An 18,754-nucleotide genomic window follows, 5' to 3' on the forward strand; every position below is an offset into this window, starting at 1 on the left:
TCTGCGTGGCGAGGTCGGCCTCCACGGCGCGGAGGTAACAGGAACCCTGCGCATGCTATCCGACTCTACGGCGAAGGCCAGCCTGGACCTGCGCAGCGCAAAGGTGGGCGTCCTCTTCGACAGCAGGGATAGCTGGCCCGAGGCAAGCAAGCTTACGCTTGACGGCTTCGAGTACGGCGACATTGATCAAGACTCGCCTCGGAGCGCAAAGGAACGCCTGGAGTGGCTTGGGCGCATGCCGAACGGACAGTTCCTGCCGCAGCCCTACGAGCAGCTTGCCAAGTGGTTCCAGAGGACCGGCCACGACAGCGAGGCCAAGGCTATTCGCATTGCCAAAGAAGAAAAACGGCTGGAGAACATGTCCTGGGAGCGGGAGCCGTATCAGCGCGTTTTCTGGCATCTTGCTGGGCTGCTTGTGGACTATGGATACAGGCCCCAAAAGATAGTTCCCTATCTTTTGACACTCATCTGCACCTGCGCATTCATTTTTTGGGTTGGGTACCCGCAATCCATGACCCAGTCCGTGAGCTATCAATATGCGGTGCAACAGGAGAATGCTTCGCTCGGGCACGCAAACGCCACGAACTATCCAACATTTAATCCAATAATTTACTCCATTGACGTAGCGCTGCCCATAGTCGACCTCCAGCAGGAACGCTATTGGATGCCGGATTCCGAATCTCAATTCGGGGCCACGTACTGGTTCGTAAACTGGATTGAGGTGCTGGCTGGCTGGGTACTCACCAGTTTCGCCATTGCCGGGGCTACCGGCATCATCCGAAAAGACTAGCCCTCCCCATCCCCCAACGCAAAAAGCCCGCCACCGGAGAACCGGGGCGGGCTTTGTCGTCAGACAGTGGGACTAAGGCTTAGACGGCCAGCTTGTTGATGGCGGTCTGCAGGCGCGCGATGCAGCGGCCAGCCTTCTTCCAGTGGATGATTTTCTTGGAGGCGGCCTTGTCCAGCACGGAGCTGGCAAGGGTAAGGGCCGTGGTGGCCTTCTCCGCGCTCTTTTCGGCCAGGGCCTGACGCACGGCCTTCACCACATTCTTGATGCGGGTCTTGACGGCCTTGTTACGGGCCTGGCGCTTAAGGCTCTGACGGTGTCTCTTCAAGGCGGAAGTATGGTTAGCCAAGGCTCTTTCTCCTGATTCTATTTTTTGGTTCAATCTCGATGATGAGTCGAGACAGGGCTCTTACTCTCAAGAAACACAAGATGTCAAGTTGTTTTTCCTGGAACTAGACCTGAAGCGCGCTGAAATCGGCCAGTCGCCCCAATCTTTCCACAAGAGTAAACAACATGTTCAAACGGTTTTGCCGCAGACCAGGGTCCTCGGCCATGACCATGACGCCATCAAAGAAGGCGTCCACAGCCGGGCGCAGCTCGCCCAGCATTGCAAACAAACCGGCGAAGTCGTCGGCAGCCCAGAGTTCCTCAAAACGTCCGGCGCTCTCGCGCAGGGCCGCCGCCAGCACGCGCTCCTCTTCCGTCTCCAGCAACGCGTCGTTGATCTCCACAGACAGCGCAGCGCCTGCTTCAGCTCCCTGCTTGCGGATGATGTTGGACGCGCGCTTGAAGGTCAGCACGGCCTGCTCAAAATCCGCCTGGCGGCTGAAGGCGGTCAGCGCGTCGAAGCGCATCTTGAGGGTGCGGATGTCCGCAAATCCTGCGCCAAGGGCCGCATCGGCCACGCGGCTGTCGGCCCCCTCGCCAGCGGCGAAGAGCGCCCGCAAACGCTGGCCGAAGAAGTCCAGCATCTTGGCCCGCGCCTCAGCCGGGGCCAGCTTCCACTTCACTCCGGCAAACCCTTCAGCCTTCTCGTAGCCCTCCTGAGCCCAGGCGAGCACCTCGTCGAGGCGGAGCCGGAGCCCGTGCTCCACAATGATGCGGCTGATGCCGAGGGCTGCGCGGCGCAGGGCGTAGGGATCGGCAGCGCCGGTAGGAATCATCCCCAAACCGAAGCAGCCGGCCATGGTGTCGGCCTTGTCGGCGATGGCCAGCAGCGCGCCGGAAAGGGTTGCGGGCACGGGGGAATCCGGCCCGGCGGGAAGGTACTGCTCGGCGATGGCCTGCGCCACCAGCTCACTTTCGCCCTTTTTGCGCGCGTAGATGCCGCCAATGACGCCTTGAAGGCAATCAAACTCGTACACCAGCTCGCTCATGAGGTCAGCCTTGGCCAAGCGCCCGGCACGTTTCATGTCGGCCTCGGGCAGGTCGCAGGCCACGGCCAGCTTGCCACACAGCACTTCCAGGCGGCGAGACTTGTCGCCCATGCTGCCCAGGGGGCCGAGGAACACGACGCTGTCGAGCTTAGCCAGCCACTCGTCGAACTCCGTGGCCAGGTCAGCCTCCCAGAAGAAACGGGCGTCCTCCAGACGGGCTTTCAGAACGCGCTCCCAGCCCTTCTTGACGATGGCCATGTCCGTGGGTTCGATGTTCAGCGTGGTGAGGAAGTGCGGAAGCAGGTTGCCGTCCGCACCCTTGATGCCGAAGCTCTTCTGATGGCTCTGCATGCTGGTGAGGAGCACCTGCGCGGGAAGCTCCAGGTACAGGCGGGCAAACTCGCCCAGGATAGGCCGTGGGTATTCCACGAGGTTCGCCACCTCAAGAAGCAGGCCCTCGTCCCAGACCACGCTGCCGCCGAGGGTGGCGGCCAAGCGGTCGCCCTCCGAGCGCACCAGCTCCAGGCGCTCGCGGGCGTCCAGAACAACATTGGCCTTGTCGCGGATGGTGTCGAAATAATCCGCTGCGGAATCAACGGTCCAGGGGCCGGGGCCGAGCACGCGGTGACCGTTGGTGATGCGGCCTGAGGTCAGCCCGGCGATCTCAAGGTGCACCACGTCGGCGTCCAACAAGGCGAGAACCCAGCGCAGCGGACGACCGAACAGGAAGTCCAGGCTGCCCCACTTCATGCGCTTAGGGAAGCTCAGGGCCTTGAACGCGCTGAGGCAGAGTTCCGGCAGGATGTCCTGGGTGCGCCCGCCGCCGACTCTTTTCTTGGCGGCTAGGTACTCGCCCTTGGGCGTCTGCTGCACAAAGAGATCTTCCTCGGCCACGCCCTGCGTCTTGGCGAAGCCTTCGCCCGCCTTGGTCAGCTTGCCGTCGGCATAGGCGATCTTGACCGGCGGGCCGGAAACGATCTCCTCCTCCAGGCGCTGGGACAGGGACAGGCCGGAAACATGGGCCACCAGACGGCGCGGAGTGGCGTACGCCTTGACCCCGGCGTGATCGATGCGGGCCTCGGCCAGCAGGCGCTCGAACAGCTCTACCAGCTCCTGGCCAAGGCGCGGCACAAAGCGCGCGGGCATTTCTTCGGTGCCAATCTCAAGTATGAATTCAGACATATGAAATCTCGCTCTCAGCTATTTGGCGGTTTGAAGCATGGGGTAGCCCAGAGACTCGCGCTGGGCGGCGTACAAGGCGGCAATGGCCGAGGCCAAGGCGCGCACGCGGCCAATGTAGGCCGTGCGCTCGGTGATGGAGATGGCACCGCGCGCATCCAGCAGATTAAAGGTGTGCGAGCACTTGAGGCAGTAATCGTAGGCGGGCCAGGGGACCCCGGCCTCGCACAGGCGTTTGCATTCGCCCTCGAACTTATTGAACATGTCCAGCAGCATGGCTGCATCAGACAGTTCGAAATTGTATGTGGACTGCTCCACCTCGTTCTGGTGGTACACCTGTCCGTAGGTCACGGTGTCATTCCACATCAGGTCATAGACGGACTCTTTTTCCTGCAAGTACATGGAGATGCGCTCAAGACCGTAGGTGATCTCCACGCTGGTGGGAAACAGGTCTATGCCGCCCACCTGCTGGAAGTAGGTGAACTGCGTGACCTCCATGCCGTTGAGCCAGACCTCCCAGCCCAGACCCCAGGCCCCAAGGGTGGGCGACTCCCAGTCGTCCTCCACAAAGCGGATGTCATGGGCTGCCGGGTCGACGCCAAGGGCGCGCAGGCTGTCGAGGTACAGGTCCTGGACATTGTCCGGCGAGGGCTTCAGGATCACCTGAAACTGGTAGTAATGCTGCAGGCGGTTGGGGTTCTCGCCATAACGGCCATCGGTGGGCCGACGCGAGGGCTCTACATAGCAGACGTTCCAGGGCTCCGGCCCGATGACCCGGAAGAAGGTGGACGGATTGAAGGTGCCGGCGCCACATTCGATGTCGAAGGGCTGCACCATGACGCAGCCCCGGTCGGTCCAGTAGCGCTGCAGGGTCTGAATCACGTCTTGAAAGTTCATATCAGCTCCAGAACCTAGATTTTTCGATATGTTCCATTTTCCCAGCGCAGACCAAGGTGCCAGGCCACGAAGCGATCCACCACGCGGCCAAGTTCCCGGCGCATGCCAGGCTCCAAGGCCAGCTTCGGCCAGTCCGCCGGGCGGCTTTGGCCTATCCACTCAAGCACGCGCACGGACCCCAGGCAAAGCGGCTCGGCCTGAACGTCATCGCAGAATCCGCACACCAAGCCGCCGCGCTCAACAGAAAAAGCCAGCTGGTGCGGCACCTCGTTATCCAGGCAGGAGTGGTCCCAGGCCGGACGGCCACAGCGTACGCACAGGGCGAGATCCGGGGCAAGCCCCTGCTCAAAAGTCAGCTTAGCCTTGAACAGCAGCGGCAGCATCTCCGCGCCAACCACCCCGGACTCCAGGGTTGCAAGCGTTTCGAGCAACAGATCAAATACCGGGCGAGCGCCCTCCGGCCCTACCTGCACCGCCTCGACAAACTTGAGACAGTGCGCAACCAAGCCGAGCTTTCGCGTATCGGCCCGCAGCCCGGGAAAGCCGTGCAGAAGCTCGCCTTCCTGAAGTACGTTGTAGGAGCCGCGCCTGCTTGTTCCTACCCGGAAGGAAGCCAGCACAAGCTGGTCCAGACATCCGCTGAAGCGACGGCGGCTGCGGCTCCCACCAAAGGCGAAGGCCGTGATGACTCCACGGCCCGCACAAAAAAGTTTGACCCAGACGTCGTTTTCCCGAAACCGACCCACCTTGAGCACCAGGGCCTTTTCGGTGAACTCCATGCCACCTCTCCCGAAACCCCTCGGCTAACGGGCCCCGATCTCGACAACGGCAGTCTGGCCGCGCTGCCCCTCATAGGGGTAGAATGAGCCGTTGAGCTGGAAGGTGACGCCGCCCGCATTGCCAAGGCGCACTTTGGCCTTGTTCGAAAACTCGAAACGGCGGCTGTCGCCATCACGAAGGGTGAAGGTCTTGCGGCGCTGGCCTTCGCTTACCTCAACCCAGCAGACTTCGCCGGGCTTGCCCACAACCAACAGCTCCTGCATGCCCACGGTGCGAGTCTCAATGCCCGAACCCTGCGCAGGAGCCTGAACAGGCGCCTGAGGCTTGCGCGACACTTCTATGGGAGCGGAAGCAACCGAGCCGACAGCGGGGGGAGCAGAAGCGCCAGGGCCGACAGGCTTCAATTCAGGCATGGCGGACGGCGCAGAAGCCGGGACGGCTGGTGCAGGGGCAGCGGGGAGGCTCGGCGCAGGATCGGTCAAAGTGGCGTTGGCCTCAAGCTCGACAGCCGTGGCGTTAGCCTCCGTGGCGTTGGTCGCGTTATCCATGGGAACCACGACGGGCGCAGCCACAGGCGGCGGCGGACTGTCGGCCTGGATACGCTGACACTGGTAGACAAGACCGCCGGATCCTACCACCAGTACAAGGAGAACAATCCAGGGCCAGAGGCGTTTGCGAGGCTTGGGCGTAAGGTCTGTGTGCTTAGGAAAGCGAATCTGGCTCTCGACGCTTTCGGGCTGCTCGGCAGCGGGTTCAGGCTGAAGGGGCTCAACGGCGGCAAGCGTAACAGGTTCAACGGAAACGGCTGGCGCAGCAGCCGATGCTGACGCCGAAGACATGGACTGCGTGGCTTCCGGCTGGGATGGCTCCGCCTCCGGCTGCTGGGCCAGAGTTTCCAAGCTACCGACAGGCGCTGGCACGGCAGGTGGGCTAGGTATCTGGGGAACATACCCCGAGTCTCCGTCAGACTGCTGGTCAACCACGGCAGCCAGCGGCTCCGGGTCCAGGCCCACAAGGCGCGCGTAATTACGCACGTACCCCTTAAGGTACACAGGGTGCGGCAGCAATTTAATCTCGCCGGCCTCCAACGCATTCAAGTTGCGGCGGCTGATCTTCGTGGCGTCCATGACGTCACGCACGGAAAGGCCTCTCCGCTCTCGCTCTTGCTTGAGAAAGCCGCCCAAATCCAACAAATTCATGTGCTCGCCCCGCATCGGCCCCGAAGGACCCTACAAGTTCCGGTATTCTATGACTGCCTTTTCACGCAGTTTCAGCATGTATTCCTGAAAAACAGCTTCGAATTTCACTTCATGCAAAGACTGATAGATCTGTTCGCGCACAGCGTCCAGCGGCAGCTCCTCGCCTTCCTTCAAGGAAACAACCTGCAGCAGGCCGGAAAAATCCTGAACATGCACAGGTTGACTGATCTGCCCAGGCTTGAGCCCTGCCAGGGCATTGTTCCATTCAGGAGCCAGATCCTTCCAGGCGATAAAACCGATATCGCCTCCGTGACCCACGCCAGGCCCCTGTGAATACTTGTTTGCGGCATCGGCAAAGGACAACTGTCCTGATTCAATCTGAGACTTGAGGTCGGTTGCGGACATGCTGGCAGGCACAAGAATGAGCGACAGCTGAACCATGCTGTCCTTGGAGAACTCGGCCTTGCGCTCGTTGTAGCGCTGCTCCACTTCGGTGTCGGTGACGACGACCTTGCTGGTGATGACGCCGCCGATAAGCCGATGCTTGATCATGTCGCGCCGCATGTTGCGAACGAAGTCTTGGCGGCTCATGCGTTGCAGGGCCAGCTGGGTCTTGAATTCTGCTTCCGTAAGCTGTCGTTTGGCCAAAAAATCTTTGACCTGATCTTCAACTTCGGCATCTGTGACCTTGAGCTTATAGCGCTCGGCGTCCTCCTGAATGAGCAACTCGTCGATCATCTGATCAAGGATCTTCCTGCGCAATGTTGCTATTTGACTTATCTCTTCAGTGGTCAACTGACGCCCGCGAGCTTGCTCGTACACAGGACGCATGCGTATGTCATGGTCGAATTTTGTCACAATTTTACCGTTGACCAACGCAATGACGCCGTCAACGACAAGATCCTCAGCCAAGGCGGGAGAACGCCACAACAAGGCCGAAAGCATCACCAGGGCCAGGGCCAAGCCTCCGGCCCGGAAAAATGCAGGTACGCGCATGACGCTCCTTATACTCTCTTTGTCTATTCTCTCGTAGTTCTGAGCCTGCCGTGCGCAGGCCCACAATGCGATGGACCCTACCCCGTCTCGTTGCCGCTTGCAACGTCTCGCTGACCATCGTCCTCACCCGGGGCCTCGCCGGGCGATTCGACCGCAGGCTCCGGAGGCAGTTCCTCGTCATCCTTCTTGTGCATCAAACGCTCGCTCACCAGCACTACCGAAGCGTCCAAAGCCTTGCCCAGCCAAGCGTCAAAGGCCTGCTGCAAGCGCTCTTCGAGCAAGGCAGCCTCAACCTGCGGGTAGGCTTGCGCGATGTCCAGGGTCTCGGCCCCAAGACGCTCCAACAGAATCAGCCCTTCAAATCCCGCGCGCCCTGTCAGAATGGCGCCCTGCCCCACCGCGCCGCTGCCGTGCAAGGCATCGGTCCAGGCCGGAGTCAGGAGATCGCGGGCCACAATGACCTCTCGCACCTGCATGCCTGGAAAGGCGTCGGCAAGCCCGGCCACGCTCTTCTGCTGGCGGTAGAGGCCCAGGGCCTTCTCCACCAGGGCGCGCTCGGGAGCGCGGACCACCAGAACGCGCACCCGCTCCGGCAGGCGGAAGGCCGCCAGGTGCTCGCGGTAGTAGGCCTCAACCTCTCGATAGTCCAGATGGATTCCAGGCCGAAGCACAAGGCGCTGAAACTTTTCGATGCCGCACACGTAGCGCAGTTGCTTGCGCCACATCTTGTGGTCAATAAATTCCTCAACCAGCGTCTGCTCAAAGGTGTCATCAGGGTAATCGGCGCGCACTTTGGATTCTGCCTCGGCCAGCTCCTCGTCACTGACTTCCTGTCCACGTTTGGCGAGCTCTTGGGCCACGAGCTCCTGGGCGATGAGCTGCCCAAGGATCTCGCCGTAAGACTCGCGCAGCGCACCCACGGAAGGCAATTCGCCGGAAAGGGCGTTGAAATGCAGCAGATCGTACTGGAACTCCAAAAGCTCCAGAGTGATAGGCTTGCCGTTGACGCGCGCCACCACCCCGACCTCGTCCTGGGAACGGCGCGAGCAGCTCGGCATGCCCAAAAACAGGGCCGTCAGCAGGCCCGACACAAGGACCAATGCGATGAGAGCAGAGCGGCGGTTAATCATCAGGCTCCGACCTTGTGCGGCGAGGATGCGCCGCTGTCCAGCAACAATTCCAACTCGGTCCGCAGGTACTCCAACCCGGCGCGCACGTCCAGACCCTCAGGGTAACGGATCTCCAGCTTGGACGGCGGCAAGAGCTTGGCCTGCCGTTTGTTGGCCCCCATCCAGGCCACAAGGGCCTCCGGCGGCACGGCGCTGGCCTGCGATCCCCAAGCGAGCACGGCTTTGACCGGCGAAAGATCAGCCTTATGCACCTGCAGCCGAGAAAGCACTGCCTTGACCTCAAGCACGCTGACGAACTGTTTGGCGGCTTTGGGCAGCGGCCCGAAACGGTCGCGCAGCTCAGACTCGATGTCGCTGAGCACCGCAAGGGTGCGCGCGCTGGACAAGGCTTTGTAGTAGCGCAGACGCTCTTTGGCATCGCCCACATAGTCCGATGGCAGGTGCGCTTCAAACACGAAGGTCAGCTCGGGATCGGTCTCCTGTTTGAGCGGGCCACCGCGCACCCGGCGCACCTCCTCCTCAAGCATTTCGAGGAAAAGATCCAGGCCTACGCGAGCGATCTGCCCGCTCTGCACCTCGCCCAGGATGTTGCCAGCGCCGCGCAGGCGCAAGTCTTCCATGGCAACCTGGAAACCTGCGCCAAGGTAATCAAGGTCAAGGATGATGCGCAGGCGGCGCTTGCTGATCTCCGGCAGGCGGTCAAGGGAAGGAACAACGAAATAGGCGTAGGCTTGGCGGTCGCTTCTGCCCACGCGGCCCCGCAACTGGTACAGCTGGCCCAGGCCGAACATCTGCGCCTGGTCCACAATGAGCGTGTTGGCGTTGGGGAAATCCAGGCCGGATTCTACGATGGCCGTACACACCAGGACGTCCAGCTCCTTGTGCCAGAAGCCGTGCATGGCGTCCTCAAGGGCGCGTTCGCCCATCTGGCCGTGGGCCATACCGATGCGCGCGCCCGGAGCCAGCTTGCGCACATACTCGGCCACCTGCTCCAGCCCTTCCACCCGGTTATAGACCCAGAACACCTGGCCCCCGCGCTCAAGCTCGCGCGCCAGCACATTGCCCAGCAGCGTGTCATCGCGCTCCACCAAAGCCGTTTCAACTGGCTTGCGGTCCTCAGGCGGGGTTTCGATGACCGAGAGCCCACGGATGCCGGACAAGGACAATTGCAGGGTGCGCGGAATGGGCGTGGCGGTCAGGGTCAAGGAGTCAATGTTCTTGCGCAAAAGCTTGAGCTTTTCTTTATGCTTGACGCCGAAACGCTGCTCCTCGTCCAGAATGAGCAGCCCAAGCTTCGGCAGATCCACGTCGCCGGAAAGCAGGCGGTGCGTGCCGATGAGGATGTCCACCTCGCCGCGCGCCGCAGCCTGGATGGTGACCTTCTGGTGCTTGGCCGAAACAAAGCGGCTGAGCATGCCGATGCGAACGGGAAAGCCCTCCATGCGCCGGGTGAAGGTCTGGTAGTGCTGCTCGGCCAGCACAGTGGTGGGGCACAAAAGAGCGACCTGCCGTCCGTCGTGCACGGCGCGGAAGGCTGCGCGCAAGGCCACCTCTGTCTTGCCGAAGCCCACATCGCCGCAGACAAGGCGGTCCATGGGCTCGCTGCCGCCCATGTCGGCGAACACATCATCAATGGCCTTGGCCTGATCCGGGGTCTCCTCAAAGCCGAAGGTAGCCTCGAACTCACGGTACATCTCGCCCGGCGGCCCGTAGGAATAGCCCTTGGCAACGCGGCGGAAGGCGTACATCTCCACAAGGTCCTGGGCGATCTTCTCGATGGCCTTGCGGGCGCGCTCCGTGCTCTTGGCCCAGAGGCTGCCGCCCAGCTTGTCCAAACGCGGATTAACTCCCTCCGGCCCCTTGAAGCGCTGGACAAGATTCAGCCGGTCCACGGGAAGGTACAATTTGTCCTCGCCGTCGAAAAACAGCAGCAGATAGTCGTTGGCCACATCGCCGATCTTCAAATGATGCAGCCCGCCGAAACGCGACAGGCCATACTCGCGGTGCACGATGAGGTCATCCGTTGCCAGGTCGTCGTGGCGGGAGAGCCCCTCGAAGGCCTGCTTGCGGTCGGCTCGCACCTTGGGCGCGGCCTCTGGCTGAAGGATGTCCTCGGGCAGGATGGAAAGACCGCAGCAGGAGATCTCCATGCCGGCCTTGAGGGTCGAAATAAGTGCGGAAATGCCCTTGCCGCCGACCTGGAAGGTTTGCTTAACAGCAATCCCTTCCTGCTCCGCCAGGCCAATAAACTTATTGCGCGACCGATCCGAGTGGAAGCTCAACACCACCTGGGCGCCAGTGGCGCTCCAGTCCTTCAGCGCGGTAGTCAGAGCCGTCCAAGGCCTGCGCGCCTGGTCGGGCCGCCAGAACAGGTCGCCGAAACTCTGGTAGGATTTTTCCGGCAGGTCGAGGCCCAGGCGCTCCTGGCCCATGACCAGGTCTTCGAACACCACCTGCCGCTTGCCAAGCCAGGTTTTGCGGGCGCGTTCCTCGGGCCAGCACAAGGAAGCCAAGGGCCAGCGCCAGCCGCTCTCAGACTGCTCACGCTCAAGAAACGAACGCCAGCCAGCGTGCTGGTCTTCAAGGCGGCTGCGCAATTCCTGCGACGAAGCCAGAATGTACACCGCGTCCTGCGGCAAGAAAGTGTCCAGAGTGGCTGCCTCGGGATAGAAAAGCCCCGGCCAGATCTGCGCGTCCGCACGGCCCAGGCGCTCGGAAAGCTCCTGTTCCTCGCCCACGGCCATATCTCCGCTGATGCGCAGCTTGCGCCAAAGGTCCAGCGCCTGTCCCATGGTCTGCTTTGTGAGCACGGCAGGGGCCACAGGCAGCAGCGTTATCTCTTTCAGGTCAGCGCGGGAACGCTGGGTGGCCGGATCGAAAAGACGGAGCTCATCCAGGGTGTCGCCAAAAAATTCCAGACGTAGCGGCAGCGGATAGCCAGCGGCGAAGATATCCACGATATCGCCACGCACGGCGATTTCGCCAAGAGCTGTCACCACCGGGCGGCGCACGTAGCCCCAGGCAACGGCCTGCTCAAGCACCAGCTCCGGCGACATGTCCTCACCCTTGGTCAGGGTGAGGGAGCTCTGCTCCACCACATCTGGTGCGGGCCAACGCGGCAAAAGGTTGTCCACCGTGAGCAGGATGATGCGCGGCTTGCGTCCGTAAGCGAGGGCGTGCAGGGCCGCCCAGCGCTGGCCCCAGTCCTCGGCGGTGGGCTTGCGCGGCAAATGCTGCGGCAGGGTGATGACCGGGGTTTCGAAGGTTGGCGTCAACTCGTCATCAACGCCGGAGAACAGGGTCAGCAGTGCATGAAGCTCTCGAAACTCGCGCGCGCCGGCGGCCACCAGGACAACTTCCTGGCCCTTGGCGCGCAAAGAATGGGCGAGCAGGGCCTGGGTGCCCGGCCCGCTCTTGAATATGCGCAGGGCCGCGCCCTGGCCTTTGAAAAACTCATCGAGACCAGAAGGAAACTGCACCGGGGATGCTCCGTCGCGCCCTGCCGTTTAGTGCGGGGCGAGTTTTGCGTGAATGGAAAAGGCCGCCGCTTCGCCGGATACGCGAAGGGGCGGCCGTAAGGGCTTTATGTCGCGCAGTCGGTCAGACCACGCCGAGGGCTGAGTGTTCGTCGCTGCTCAAGAGTTTGTTCAGGTCCAGCAGGATGAGCAGCCGGTCCTCAAGCTTGCCGACGCCGCTGATGTACTCGGAATCAAGACCGGACACAACCGGCGGTGGCGGTTCAACCGTATTGGCAGGAATACGCAAAACTTCAGACACGGAGTCCACAACGAATCCGACGACCATGCTGTTTATTTCGATGACGATAATGCGCGTATGTTTGTCATGGGCGCGGTCGGACAATTTGAACCTGCGGCGAAGATCAATAATGGGGATGACCTTCCCGCGCAGATTAATGACGCCTTCCACAAATTCTGGCGCACGTGGAACGCGGGTGATCTCCATGGTGCGGATGATCTCCTGCACCTTGAGGATGTCCACTCCGAACTCTTCCTCGCCGATGCTGAACGTGACGAGCTGGATGAGGGCGTCGTCCTGGCGTCTCACATTCTCTTCCATAATTCCGGCTCCTTGGTTGCACCTTGGACGTAGACCGCGCACGAGGCACGACTTTCCACACCTAATTTCACTTGCAGCATCACGTCGCTTTGTCAATGATTTTTTGCTCAGCATGCCGCGCAGCCCGTAGCCCGCCCCGTAATTTGACGGGCCAAAAGGAAACGGGTAACAACTAATCTAAAGCATCGGCCAAAACTGGCTGCAACTTTATGCGCAAGGAACTTGAGCACATGGGACAATTTGCGATTTCCGAAGAATCCTTCACCCTTGAGGAACAGATCAAGTCCCTTGGGGACGACGAACTTCTGGACTTCTGGGAAGAGACGCAGCACCTGACGCGGATCATCGCCGCGGGACAGGACATTCCGGGCGACCTGCCCGGAGACGAGCGGCTGCACCCCGAATACGAGAGACTCATCCTGCAGGAATTGCAGGTGCGCTCCAGCCGGGGCGAACTGCGCTAACACACAGCCGTGAACTCCAGAGCCAAGAAAAAGGCCGGTCTTTCGAGACCGGCCTTTTTTTGTTTCGAAGTGGAGCGGGAAACGAGATTTGAACTCGCGACTTCAACCTTGGCAAGGTTGCACTCTACCGCTGAGTTATTCCCGCCCATTTGAGCGTATGATGCCCGGCGCAGCCGGTGCGGTACAATATAGGGGACCGACCTTGCAGCCGGTCCCCTCGAATAGACCTGGAGCGGGACACGAGATTTGAACTCGCGACTTCAACCTTGGCAAGGTTGCACTCTACCGCTGAGTTATTCCCGCTCGTTGGAGGCGGCATCCGGATTTGAACCGGAGGATGGAGGTTTTGCAGACCTCTGCCTTACCACTTGGCTATGCCGCCTTTTTCTTTTGGAGCGGGAAACGAGATTTGAACTCGCGACTTCAACCTTGGCAAGGTTGCACTCTACCGCTGAGTTATTCCCGCCCAAAAGGGAGCCCCTTTTACCTTTGGCCCCATCGACTGTCAAGCACACATCCGCAAGTTTTCCAGATTAACTCAAAACCACGGGGCCTGCTCACAGCCAGAGGAGGGTCTCTACCAGCACTCTGCCCCGCTGTCACGCAAATCATTGCCATAAACATTGAACCGACAGCAGTTTCTAGGGTCTTTACAACACCTCTGGTTTTGGTTTATCAGGCGCATTCGTTTGTACTCGGAGGGGCCAGCACGGCGTTCCCGCCTAGCCGTCCCTCCCATCCAGGAGATTGCCCATGGAAGCTAAGGACATTCAGTTCTTCCGGGACATGCTCAACTCCATGCTGGAGGACATCCTCCAGAAGGGGCAGGCCACCATCGACGACATGACCGAAACCGTCGAGGTGTATGCTGATCCGGCCGACCGCGCCACCGCCGAGTCTGACCGGGCCTTCACCCTGCGTCTGCGGGATCGTGAGCGCAAGCTCATCAAGAAGATCCAGCAGGCCATCACCCGCATTGAGGAAGGCGAATTCGGCGTGTGCGTTGAGTGTGGCGAGGACATCGGCATTGCCCGGCTTAAGGCCCGCCCCATGACCACGCTGTGCATCAACTGCAAGAGCAAACAGGAAGAAGACGAAAAGGTTCGGGGAGACTAACCCCGCCAAAAGGCCCGCAGCTCCGGGACCGGTTCCCTCATTGAACCGCAAGGCCAGGAGGACCACGGATGGAAGCCAACTTCTTCCGCTTCCTGGCAGATGAGTTGTCAGCTGCGCTCATCGGCCTGCGCATTGAAAAGATTCACGGCCCGGCGGACGGGGTGATTGTTATCACCTTGCACGGACGTGGCCGCAAAAAAAACCTGATATACAGGCCCGCCAAAGCGGCGGGCCTTATCTTTGTCTCGGATCAACGCCCGGCCAACCCCTTCACCGCCCCGGCGCGGGTAATGTGGCTGCGCAAGCGCCTCACCGGACGTAAACTGCTTGAAGCGCGGCTTGACTGGCCGAACTTGCGCCTGGCCTTCGCCCTATCCCCGCGCGACGTGCCCGCAGCCGGCCACTGGCTGGTGCTCGACCTGCGCGCAGAACTCACCCTTGATGAAGACTTCCCGCTTCCCCAGGACCCCACCTGGCCCATTCTGGCGCGCACTCTGGATGATGCCGAAATCTGGCGTGAATATCCGCAAATCACACCACCATTGCGCAAGCGGTTGGCCGCCCTGGCCCAGAGCGATCCGCCCCAGGCTGCGCGATTGCTGAACACCTTGGCCGCAGGCGTTTCCGATGGTTTCTCCCTGCCTCCAAATTCACCGCCCCTGGCCTGGCACGATGAAGCGGCAAAGGCAGAACGCCATTCCTCCGCCATGGAAGCCGCACGCCTGCACGGCGAGCGCACTTTGTTCTCCCAGCTGGCACGTTCCGAAGAATCGGAGGCACTGGACCATGCCGCCCAGGCGAAAAAACGCCTGAAGCGCCAGCTGGCATTGCTGGACAAGGACGAGGAACGCCACGGCAAGCTTGCGGCCTTGGCCATCATGGCCGAAGCGCTGCAAATCGCCTTATCGAGCCTCAAAACCGCTCCGCAGCTGCCAAGCATCACCCTTGAGCACCCGGTTCACGGCCTGCTCGAAGTGCCGCTGGATCCACAGTTAAATCCAGTGGAGAACATGGCCCGGCTGTTCCAGCAGGCCGCCAAGGGCAGACGCGGCCTGGACCACGTGGCCCGCAGGCGCGCAGAATTGCTGGCCGGAGTCGGCCCGGAGCTCTTGCCCGCCCGCTCGCAACGCCCTGAAACTTCGAACGCGCCAAAGCCGCATGCCCCGCTGCTGCTGCCAAAACGCTACCAGGGTCTGGCCGTGGCCTGCTTCCGCACATCAGACGGCTTCCTCGTTCTGCGCGGCAAAAGCAGCCAGGCCAACCACGACATGCTTTCCAAGGCCGCCAGCCCTCACGACTACTGGCTGCACGCCGCAGGTGGCCCCAGCGCCCACGTCATCCTGCGGCGCGACTACCCGGATCAGCCCGTGCCCGAGCAAAGCCTGCTGGAGGCGGCGGGGCTCTGCGCCCTCAAAAGCTGGCGCAAGGACGACGCCAAGGCCGAGGTGCTCCTGGCCCGCGTCAAAGATGTGCGCAAAATCAAGGGCGCAGCCATCGGCAGCGTCGCCGTGGACCAGGTGGAGCGCACACTGCTTGTGACGCTGGACCCTACGCTGGAGCAGCGGCTGGCTTGGTGACCAATAACTGAACGACGCGCCTCGCCCCGGCCCAACGCCCATAAACAGAAAAGACCCGCCGAAGCGGGCCATTCAGAAACAGGCGGCGGTCTCCCCAGACTACACCACCCGGTTCATCCCCTGTTTGTCGAGCATGGCCAGGACCATGTCCTTTTCCTGCCGCAGACGACCGCGCACGCTGGCGCGCACAGCCTCGGTGGAGCCGCCGAACTGGTTCTGGCGCTTGTTGTACACCTCGCTCACCAAAGCCTGCTCGAAATTTTTCGCACCACCAGCCACTCCCGGCGCAGCACTGGCAGAAGCCAACTGCGCCCCGCCCTTGCCCAGGAACTTATCTATGGCCTGATTGAAGATCCGTGCAGCACCGGAGGCTCCGTGCTGGACGGCGGTGCTGAACAACGCTTCGCGCAAGGCGGGCTTGGCCGATTCGATGTCCACACCCGTCTGCTCCAGGATCTTCTCGCGCGCGGGCTGGTAGTGGTCCTTCTTGATGAATTCCGTTTGCAACTTCTCGAAGCGCTCAGGAATCTCTGTGGCTATCTTGGCCCATTCTGTCGGCATTCGGCCATGGGTGGAACCAGTGTTGGCCGGTCCGGCCTTGCGCAGGCGGTCGCCCAGTGCGGGGTCGCGTTCAGCGAGGAAATTCAGAAAGCGATCCATGGTGCCTGCGCGGGAAGAAATCTGAAACTTGCCATAGCTGGTGCCGCCTGTACGGTCAAAACCAATGGCAGCGACACCCTTTTCGCCTGACTCGAACATGGCGGCGATGGACCCGATGCCCTGCGCCGTCGGGTTGCGCGTCAGCGCCTTCTCGGGAGACTCCGCCAGAACTGGTCTCTGGGCGGGCAGCCCCTGGCCGGTGAGCCGGGCGATGGTGGACAGCGCGTCCATCATCATGCGGTCCGAGGACATGGACATGTCCATGCCAAAGGACTCGCCAGCCTGCTCCTCACCAGTGATGGAGCTGGACCCGATGGCCTGCTGGGCCATGCGCATCTGCGCCTGGAAGGCGATGGTCTTGGGATCAGGCTTGCCGCCCGGACCAAGAGTACGGCCAAGGGCCGTCCCGGATTCGGCGTCCTTCAGAACGCGAATTGTTTCCGATATATTTGTGCTGCCGGACATCTTTTCCCCCTGTGTCGGTTCCTGCTGGCCGGTGCGGCCCATGTCAGGAGGTTGACCACGACACGTCTACGGGGACGACGAAGCATGTTCCATGCCGGACTCGAATCACAACGCGATATTCGTTGGTTACGCGACGTCAGAGAGCAGACAGAAGGGAATCCAGGCGCAGGTCCGTCAGAACCTTGGCCACCAGCCGGGCGTGGCCGGAAGGGAATGCGAAACGGCTGAGTTCGGACGGCGCAACAAAGCGCGCCTCAGTGGCCTCGTTCAGGCGAAAAGCGCGCTCCGGGTCCAGGTCCGCATCCATGCGGCAGAAGAACCCATGCATGGTGATGCGATAGCGGGTGTAGCTGGAGCGCACCACGGCGATCTTGCCCGCAGGGGCCACGCGAAGCTCGGTCTCCTCCCGAAATTCCCGCACCAGCGCCTGCTCCGGGGTCTCCCCCTCCTCCAGCACCCCGCCGGGGAACTCCCACAGCCCAGGCCACACGTCGTCGGGCCTGCGTTTCTGGATGTAGAACCGCCCGCGGCTGGCCAGCACGCCGCAGGCCATGTTGATGCGGATTATTTCCGGCCCCGGCTTCAGCACTGGCCTGGATTCCGCAGTGCCGCGCCTGTGGGCCATGCAGAAGGACGCCAACGGGCAGGCCGGACAGTGAGGCTTTCGCGGAGTGCAGACAAGCGCGCCCAGCTCCATAAGCGCCTGATTGAAGCCTCGGGCGTTCAACGGGTCCAGCAGCTCCGAGGCCGCAGCCTCAATTCGCCGCCGGGAGGCCGGTTCGCTGACTGGCTCAGGCATGTCCAGCAGGCGGGAGAACACCCGCAAAACGTTGGCGTCCACGGCTGGCAGGGGCTCGTTGTAGGCCACGCTGGCAATGGCCCCGGCAGTGTAGGGGCCTACCCCCGGCAGGGAGCGGATATCCTCGTGCGCGCGCGGGAACGTCCCGCCGTGGCGCTCCATGACCACCCGTGCCGCCTTGCGCAGGTTGCGGGCGCGGGAATAATAGCCCAGGCCCTCCCAGAGCTTGAGCACCTCGTCCTCGCCTGCCAGATCCAGACTCATGATGGTTGGAAAGCGGGCCAGAAAGCGCTCGAAATAACCCACAGCCCGATCCATCTGGGTCTGTTGGAGCATGATCTCCGACAGCCAGACATGGTACGGGTCCAGGGTTCTGCGCCAGGGCAGATCGCGGGCGTTGGCGGCGAACCATCCCAGAAGCGCCTGTCGAAAGGCGACGGCATCAAGCTCCCCGGCAAGGCTCGCCAGAGGCTTAAGAGGCATTCTCGGCACGCGTTTCAGCCTTTGACGCCCTTGGCCTGGTCGGCCACGGCCTTGGCCGCGCGCTCCACGGCCTCCGGGTCGCCCAAATACCGGCGGCCCAGGGATTTGAGGTCGTCGTCCAGGGTATACACCAGCGGCACCCCGGTGGGGATGTTCAATCCGGCCACCTCGTCGTCGCTCATGCCGTCCAGATATTTCACAAGCCCGCGCAGGGAATTGCCGTGGGCGGCGATGACGAGCCGCTGCCCGGCGCGGATCTGCGGGGCCAGCACATCGTGCCAGTAGGGCATGACGCGGTCGATGGTGGTTTTGAGGCTTTCGCAGCGCGGCAGTTCGGCATCGGAAAGGCCGGCATAGCGAGGATCATGGCCTGGAAAACGTCCATCGGAGGGCTCCAGAGCCGGGGGCGGCACGTCAAAACTGCGCCGCCACTGGAACACTTGCTCCTCGCTGTATGCACGAGCGGTCTCAGCCTTGTTCAACCCCTGAAGCGCGCCGTAATGACGTTCGTTGAGCCGCCATGTGGTCTCAACCGGCAACCACATGAGGTCCATGTGTTCCTGCACTATCCACAAGGTGCGGATGGCCCTTCGAAGGTAGGAGGTGTGGCAGCGGTCAAAAATGAAGCCGCCTTCCTTCAGAAGCCGCGCGCCGTCCTCGGCCTCGGCCTGGCCCTGGGCGGAGAGGTCAACATCTGTCCAGCCGGTGAAACGGTTTTCCAGGTTCCACACGCTTTGCCCGTGGCGGATGAGCACCAGGGTATGCATCC

At 61.8% G+C, this 18,754-nt stretch carries 16 protein-coding genes and 4 tRNA genes; 4 read left to right on the plus strand and 16 right to left on the minus strand.

The genetic code is table 11. The features are described from left to right. The coding region (locus tag Q8O35_RS11210) for a hypothetical protein (RefSeq protein WP_305573305.1) at positions 1 to 790 on the plus strand (790 nt) is incomplete at its 5' end. 79 nt (positions 791 to 869) lie between these two features. Here the strand turns inward: Q8O35_RS11210 and rpsT are convergent. The 9 genes from rpsT to Q8O35_RS11255 all read right to left on the minus strand — a co-directional run bounded on the left by rpsT (position 870) and on the right by Q8O35_RS11255 (position 12,421). Beyond that, complete coding sequence (gene rpsT / locus Q8O35_RS11215) at positions 870 to 1,136, minus strand: 30S ribosomal protein S20 (RefSeq protein WP_305573307.1); 267 nt, start codon at positions 1,134 to 1,136, stop codon at positions 870 to 872. 103 nt (positions 1,137 to 1,239) lie between these two features. Then, positions 1,240 to 3,345 (minus strand): glycine--tRNA ligase subunit beta, encoded by a 2,106-nt coding sequence (glyS, locus tag Q8O35_RS11220; RefSeq protein ID WP_305573309.1) that lies wholly within the window; start codon positions 3,343 to 3,345, stop codon positions 1,240 to 1,242. A gap of 18 nt (positions 3,346 to 3,363) precedes the next feature. Next, entirely contained in the window at positions 3,364 to 4,239 is an 876-nt protein-coding gene (gene glyQ / locus Q8O35_RS11225) for a glycine--tRNA ligase subunit alpha (protein ID WP_305573311.1), read from the minus strand. 14 nt (positions 4,240 to 4,253) lie between these two features. After that, entirely contained in the window at positions 4,254 to 5,018 is a 765-nt protein-coding gene (recO, locus tag Q8O35_RS11230) for a DNA repair protein RecO (RefSeq protein ID WP_305573313.1), read from the minus strand. 24 nt (positions 5,019 to 5,042) lie between these two features. Next, positions 5,043 to 6,218 (minus strand): helix-turn-helix domain-containing protein, encoded by a 1,176-nt coding sequence (locus Q8O35_RS11235; RefSeq protein ID WP_305573315.1) that lies wholly within the window; start codon positions 6,216 to 6,218, stop codon positions 5,043 to 5,045. A 30-nt stretch (positions 6,219 to 6,248) separates the two neighbouring features. Further along, a complete protein-coding gene (locus Q8O35_RS11240) occupies positions 6,249 to 7,181 on the minus strand; it encodes a SurA N-terminal domain-containing protein (protein WP_305573317.1) in 933 nt (310 codons plus the stop codon). Between the two features lie 110 nt (positions 7,182 to 7,291). Next, positions 7,292 to 8,344: a peptidylprolyl isomerase gene (locus Q8O35_RS11245; RefSeq protein ID WP_305573319.1), complete on the minus strand. Its 1,053-nt coding sequence runs from the start codon at positions 8,342 to 8,344 to the stop codon at positions 7,292 to 7,294. After that, positions 8,344 to 11,823 (minus strand): transcription-repair coupling factor, encoded by a 3,480-nt coding sequence (gene mfd / locus Q8O35_RS11250; protein ID WP_305573321.1) that lies wholly within the window; start codon positions 11,821 to 11,823, stop codon positions 8,344 to 8,346. Before mfd ends, Q8O35_RS11245 begins: the two co-directional genes overlap by 1 nt. A gap of 121 nt (positions 11,824 to 11,944) precedes the next feature. After that, a complete protein-coding gene (locus tag Q8O35_RS11255; RefSeq protein WP_305573323.1) occupies positions 11,945 to 12,421 on the minus strand; it encodes a chemotaxis protein CheW in 477 nt (158 codons plus the stop codon). A gap of 230 nt (positions 12,422 to 12,651) precedes the next feature. On the opposite strand from Q8O35_RS11255, the gene Q8O35_RS11260 reads away from it, so the two are divergent. Then, the gene (locus tag Q8O35_RS11260) at positions 12,652 to 12,885 is read left to right on the plus strand and encodes a hypothetical protein (RefSeq protein WP_305573325.1); all 234 of its coding nucleotides are present in this window, start codon (positions 12,652 to 12,654) and stop codon (positions 12,883 to 12,885) included. Positions 12,886 to 12,955: 70 nt separating this feature from the next. Here Q8O35_RS11260 and Q8O35_RS11265 read toward each other — a convergent pair. The 4 genes from Q8O35_RS11265 to Q8O35_RS11280 form a co-directional block, all read right to left on the minus strand. Next, positions 12,956 to 13,030, minus strand: a tRNA-Gly gene (locus tag Q8O35_RS11265). 83 nt (positions 13,031 to 13,113) lie between these two features. Continuing rightward, positions 13,114 to 13,188 (minus strand) — tRNA-Gly (locus Q8O35_RS11270). Between the two features lie 4 nt (positions 13,189 to 13,192). Continuing rightward, positions 13,193 to 13,267 (minus strand) — tRNA-Cys (locus Q8O35_RS11275). A 9-nt stretch (positions 13,268 to 13,276) separates the two neighbouring features. Next, positions 13,277 to 13,351: transfer RNA gene (locus Q8O35_RS11280), tRNA-Gly, on the minus strand. Positions 13,352 to 13,638: 287 nt separating this feature from the next. On the opposite strand from Q8O35_RS11280, the gene dksA reads away from it, so the two are divergent. Together dksA and Q8O35_RS11290 are read left to right on the plus strand one after the other, a co-directional pair. Beyond that, entirely contained in the window at positions 13,639 to 14,001 is a 363-nt protein-coding gene (gene dksA, locus Q8O35_RS11285; protein ID WP_305573327.1) for an RNA polymerase-binding protein DksA, read from the plus strand. A 68-nt stretch (positions 14,002 to 14,069) separates the two neighbouring features. Beyond that, positions 14,070 to 15,578 (plus strand): NFACT RNA binding domain-containing protein, encoded by a 1,509-nt coding sequence (locus Q8O35_RS11290; RefSeq protein ID WP_305573329.1) that lies wholly within the window; start codon positions 14,070 to 14,072, stop codon positions 15,576 to 15,578. 99 nt (positions 15,579 to 15,677) lie between these two features. On the opposite strand, the gene Q8O35_RS11295 is transcribed toward Q8O35_RS11290, so the two are convergent. The 3 genes from Q8O35_RS11295 to gpmA all read right to left on the minus strand — a co-directional run bounded on the left by Q8O35_RS11295 (position 15,678) and on the right by gpmA (position 18,752). Continuing rightward, positions 15,678 to 16,703, minus strand: a complete 1,026-nt coding sequence (locus Q8O35_RS11295) for a hypothetical protein (RefSeq protein ID WP_305573331.1) — start codon at positions 16,701 to 16,703, stop codon at positions 15,678 to 15,680. A gap of 136 nt (positions 16,704 to 16,839) precedes the next feature. After that, positions 16,840 to 17,985: an A/G-specific adenine glycosylase gene (gene mutY / locus Q8O35_RS11300; protein ID WP_305573333.1), complete on the minus strand. Its 1,146-nt coding sequence runs from the start codon at positions 17,983 to 17,985 to the stop codon at positions 16,840 to 16,842. 14 nt (positions 17,986 to 17,999) lie between these two features. Further along, positions 18,000 to 18,752, minus strand: coding sequence for a 2,3-diphosphoglycerate-dependent phosphoglycerate mutase (gene gpmA, locus Q8O35_RS11305; protein WP_305573335.1), 753 nt, complete (start codon positions 18,750 to 18,752; stop codon positions 18,000 to 18,002). Positions 18,753 to 18,754: the final 2 nt, after the last annotated feature.

The sequence above is a fragment of the Humidesulfovibrio sp. genome, from assembly GCF_030689645.1.
In the GTDB taxonomy this organism is placed as follows: Bacteria; Desulfobacterota; Desulfovibrionia; order Desulfovibrionales; family Desulfovibrionaceae; genus Humidesulfovibrio.

Excerpts from the sequence above, each read along its gene's own strand:
- glyS (WP_305573309.1), bottom strand. The coding sequence starts at position 3,345 with ATGTCTGAATTCATACTTGAGATTGGCACCGAAGAAATGCCCGCGCGC.
- glyQ (WP_305573311.1), bottom strand. The coding sequence starts at position 4,239 with ATGAACTTTCAAGACGTGATTCAGACCCTGCAGCGCTACTGGACCGAC.
- recO (WP_305573313.1), bottom strand. The coding sequence starts at position 5,018 with ATGGAGTTCACCGAAAAGGCCCTGGTGCTCAAGGTGGGTCGGTTTCGG.
- Q8O35_RS11235 (WP_305573315.1), bottom strand. The coding sequence starts at position 6,218 with ATGAATTTGTTGGATTTGGGCGGCTTTCTCAAGCAAGAGCGAGAGCGG.
- Q8O35_RS11245 (WP_305573319.1), bottom strand. The coding sequence starts at position 8,344 with ATGATTAACCGCCGCTCTGCTCTCATCGCATTGGTCCTTGTGTCGGGC.
- Q8O35_RS11255 (WP_305573323.1), bottom strand. The coding sequence starts at position 12,421 with ATGGAAGAGAATGTGAGACGCCAGGACGACGCCCTCATCCAGCTCGTC.
- Q8O35_RS11260 (WP_305573325.1), top strand. The coding sequence starts at position 12,652 with ATGGGACAATTTGCGATTTCCGAAGAATCCTTCACCCTTGAGGAACAG.
- dksA (WP_305573327.1), top strand. The coding sequence starts at position 13,639 with ATGGAAGCTAAGGACATTCAGTTCTTCCGGGACATGCTCAACTCCATG.
- Q8O35_RS11290 (WP_305573329.1), top strand. The coding sequence starts at position 14,070 with ATGGAAGCCAACTTCTTCCGCTTCCTGGCAGATGAGTTGTCAGCTGCG.
- Q8O35_RS11295 (WP_305573331.1), bottom strand. The coding sequence starts at position 16,703 with ATGTCCGGCAGCACAAATATATCGGAAACAATTCGCGTTCTGAAGGAC.
- mutY (WP_305573333.1), bottom strand. The coding sequence starts at position 17,985 with ATGCCTCTTAAGCCTCTGGCGAGCCTTGCCGGGGAGCTTGATGCCGTC.
- gpmA (WP_305573335.1), bottom strand. The coding sequence starts at position 18,752 with ATGCATACCCTGGTGCTCATCCGCCACGGGCAAAGCGTGTGGAACCTG.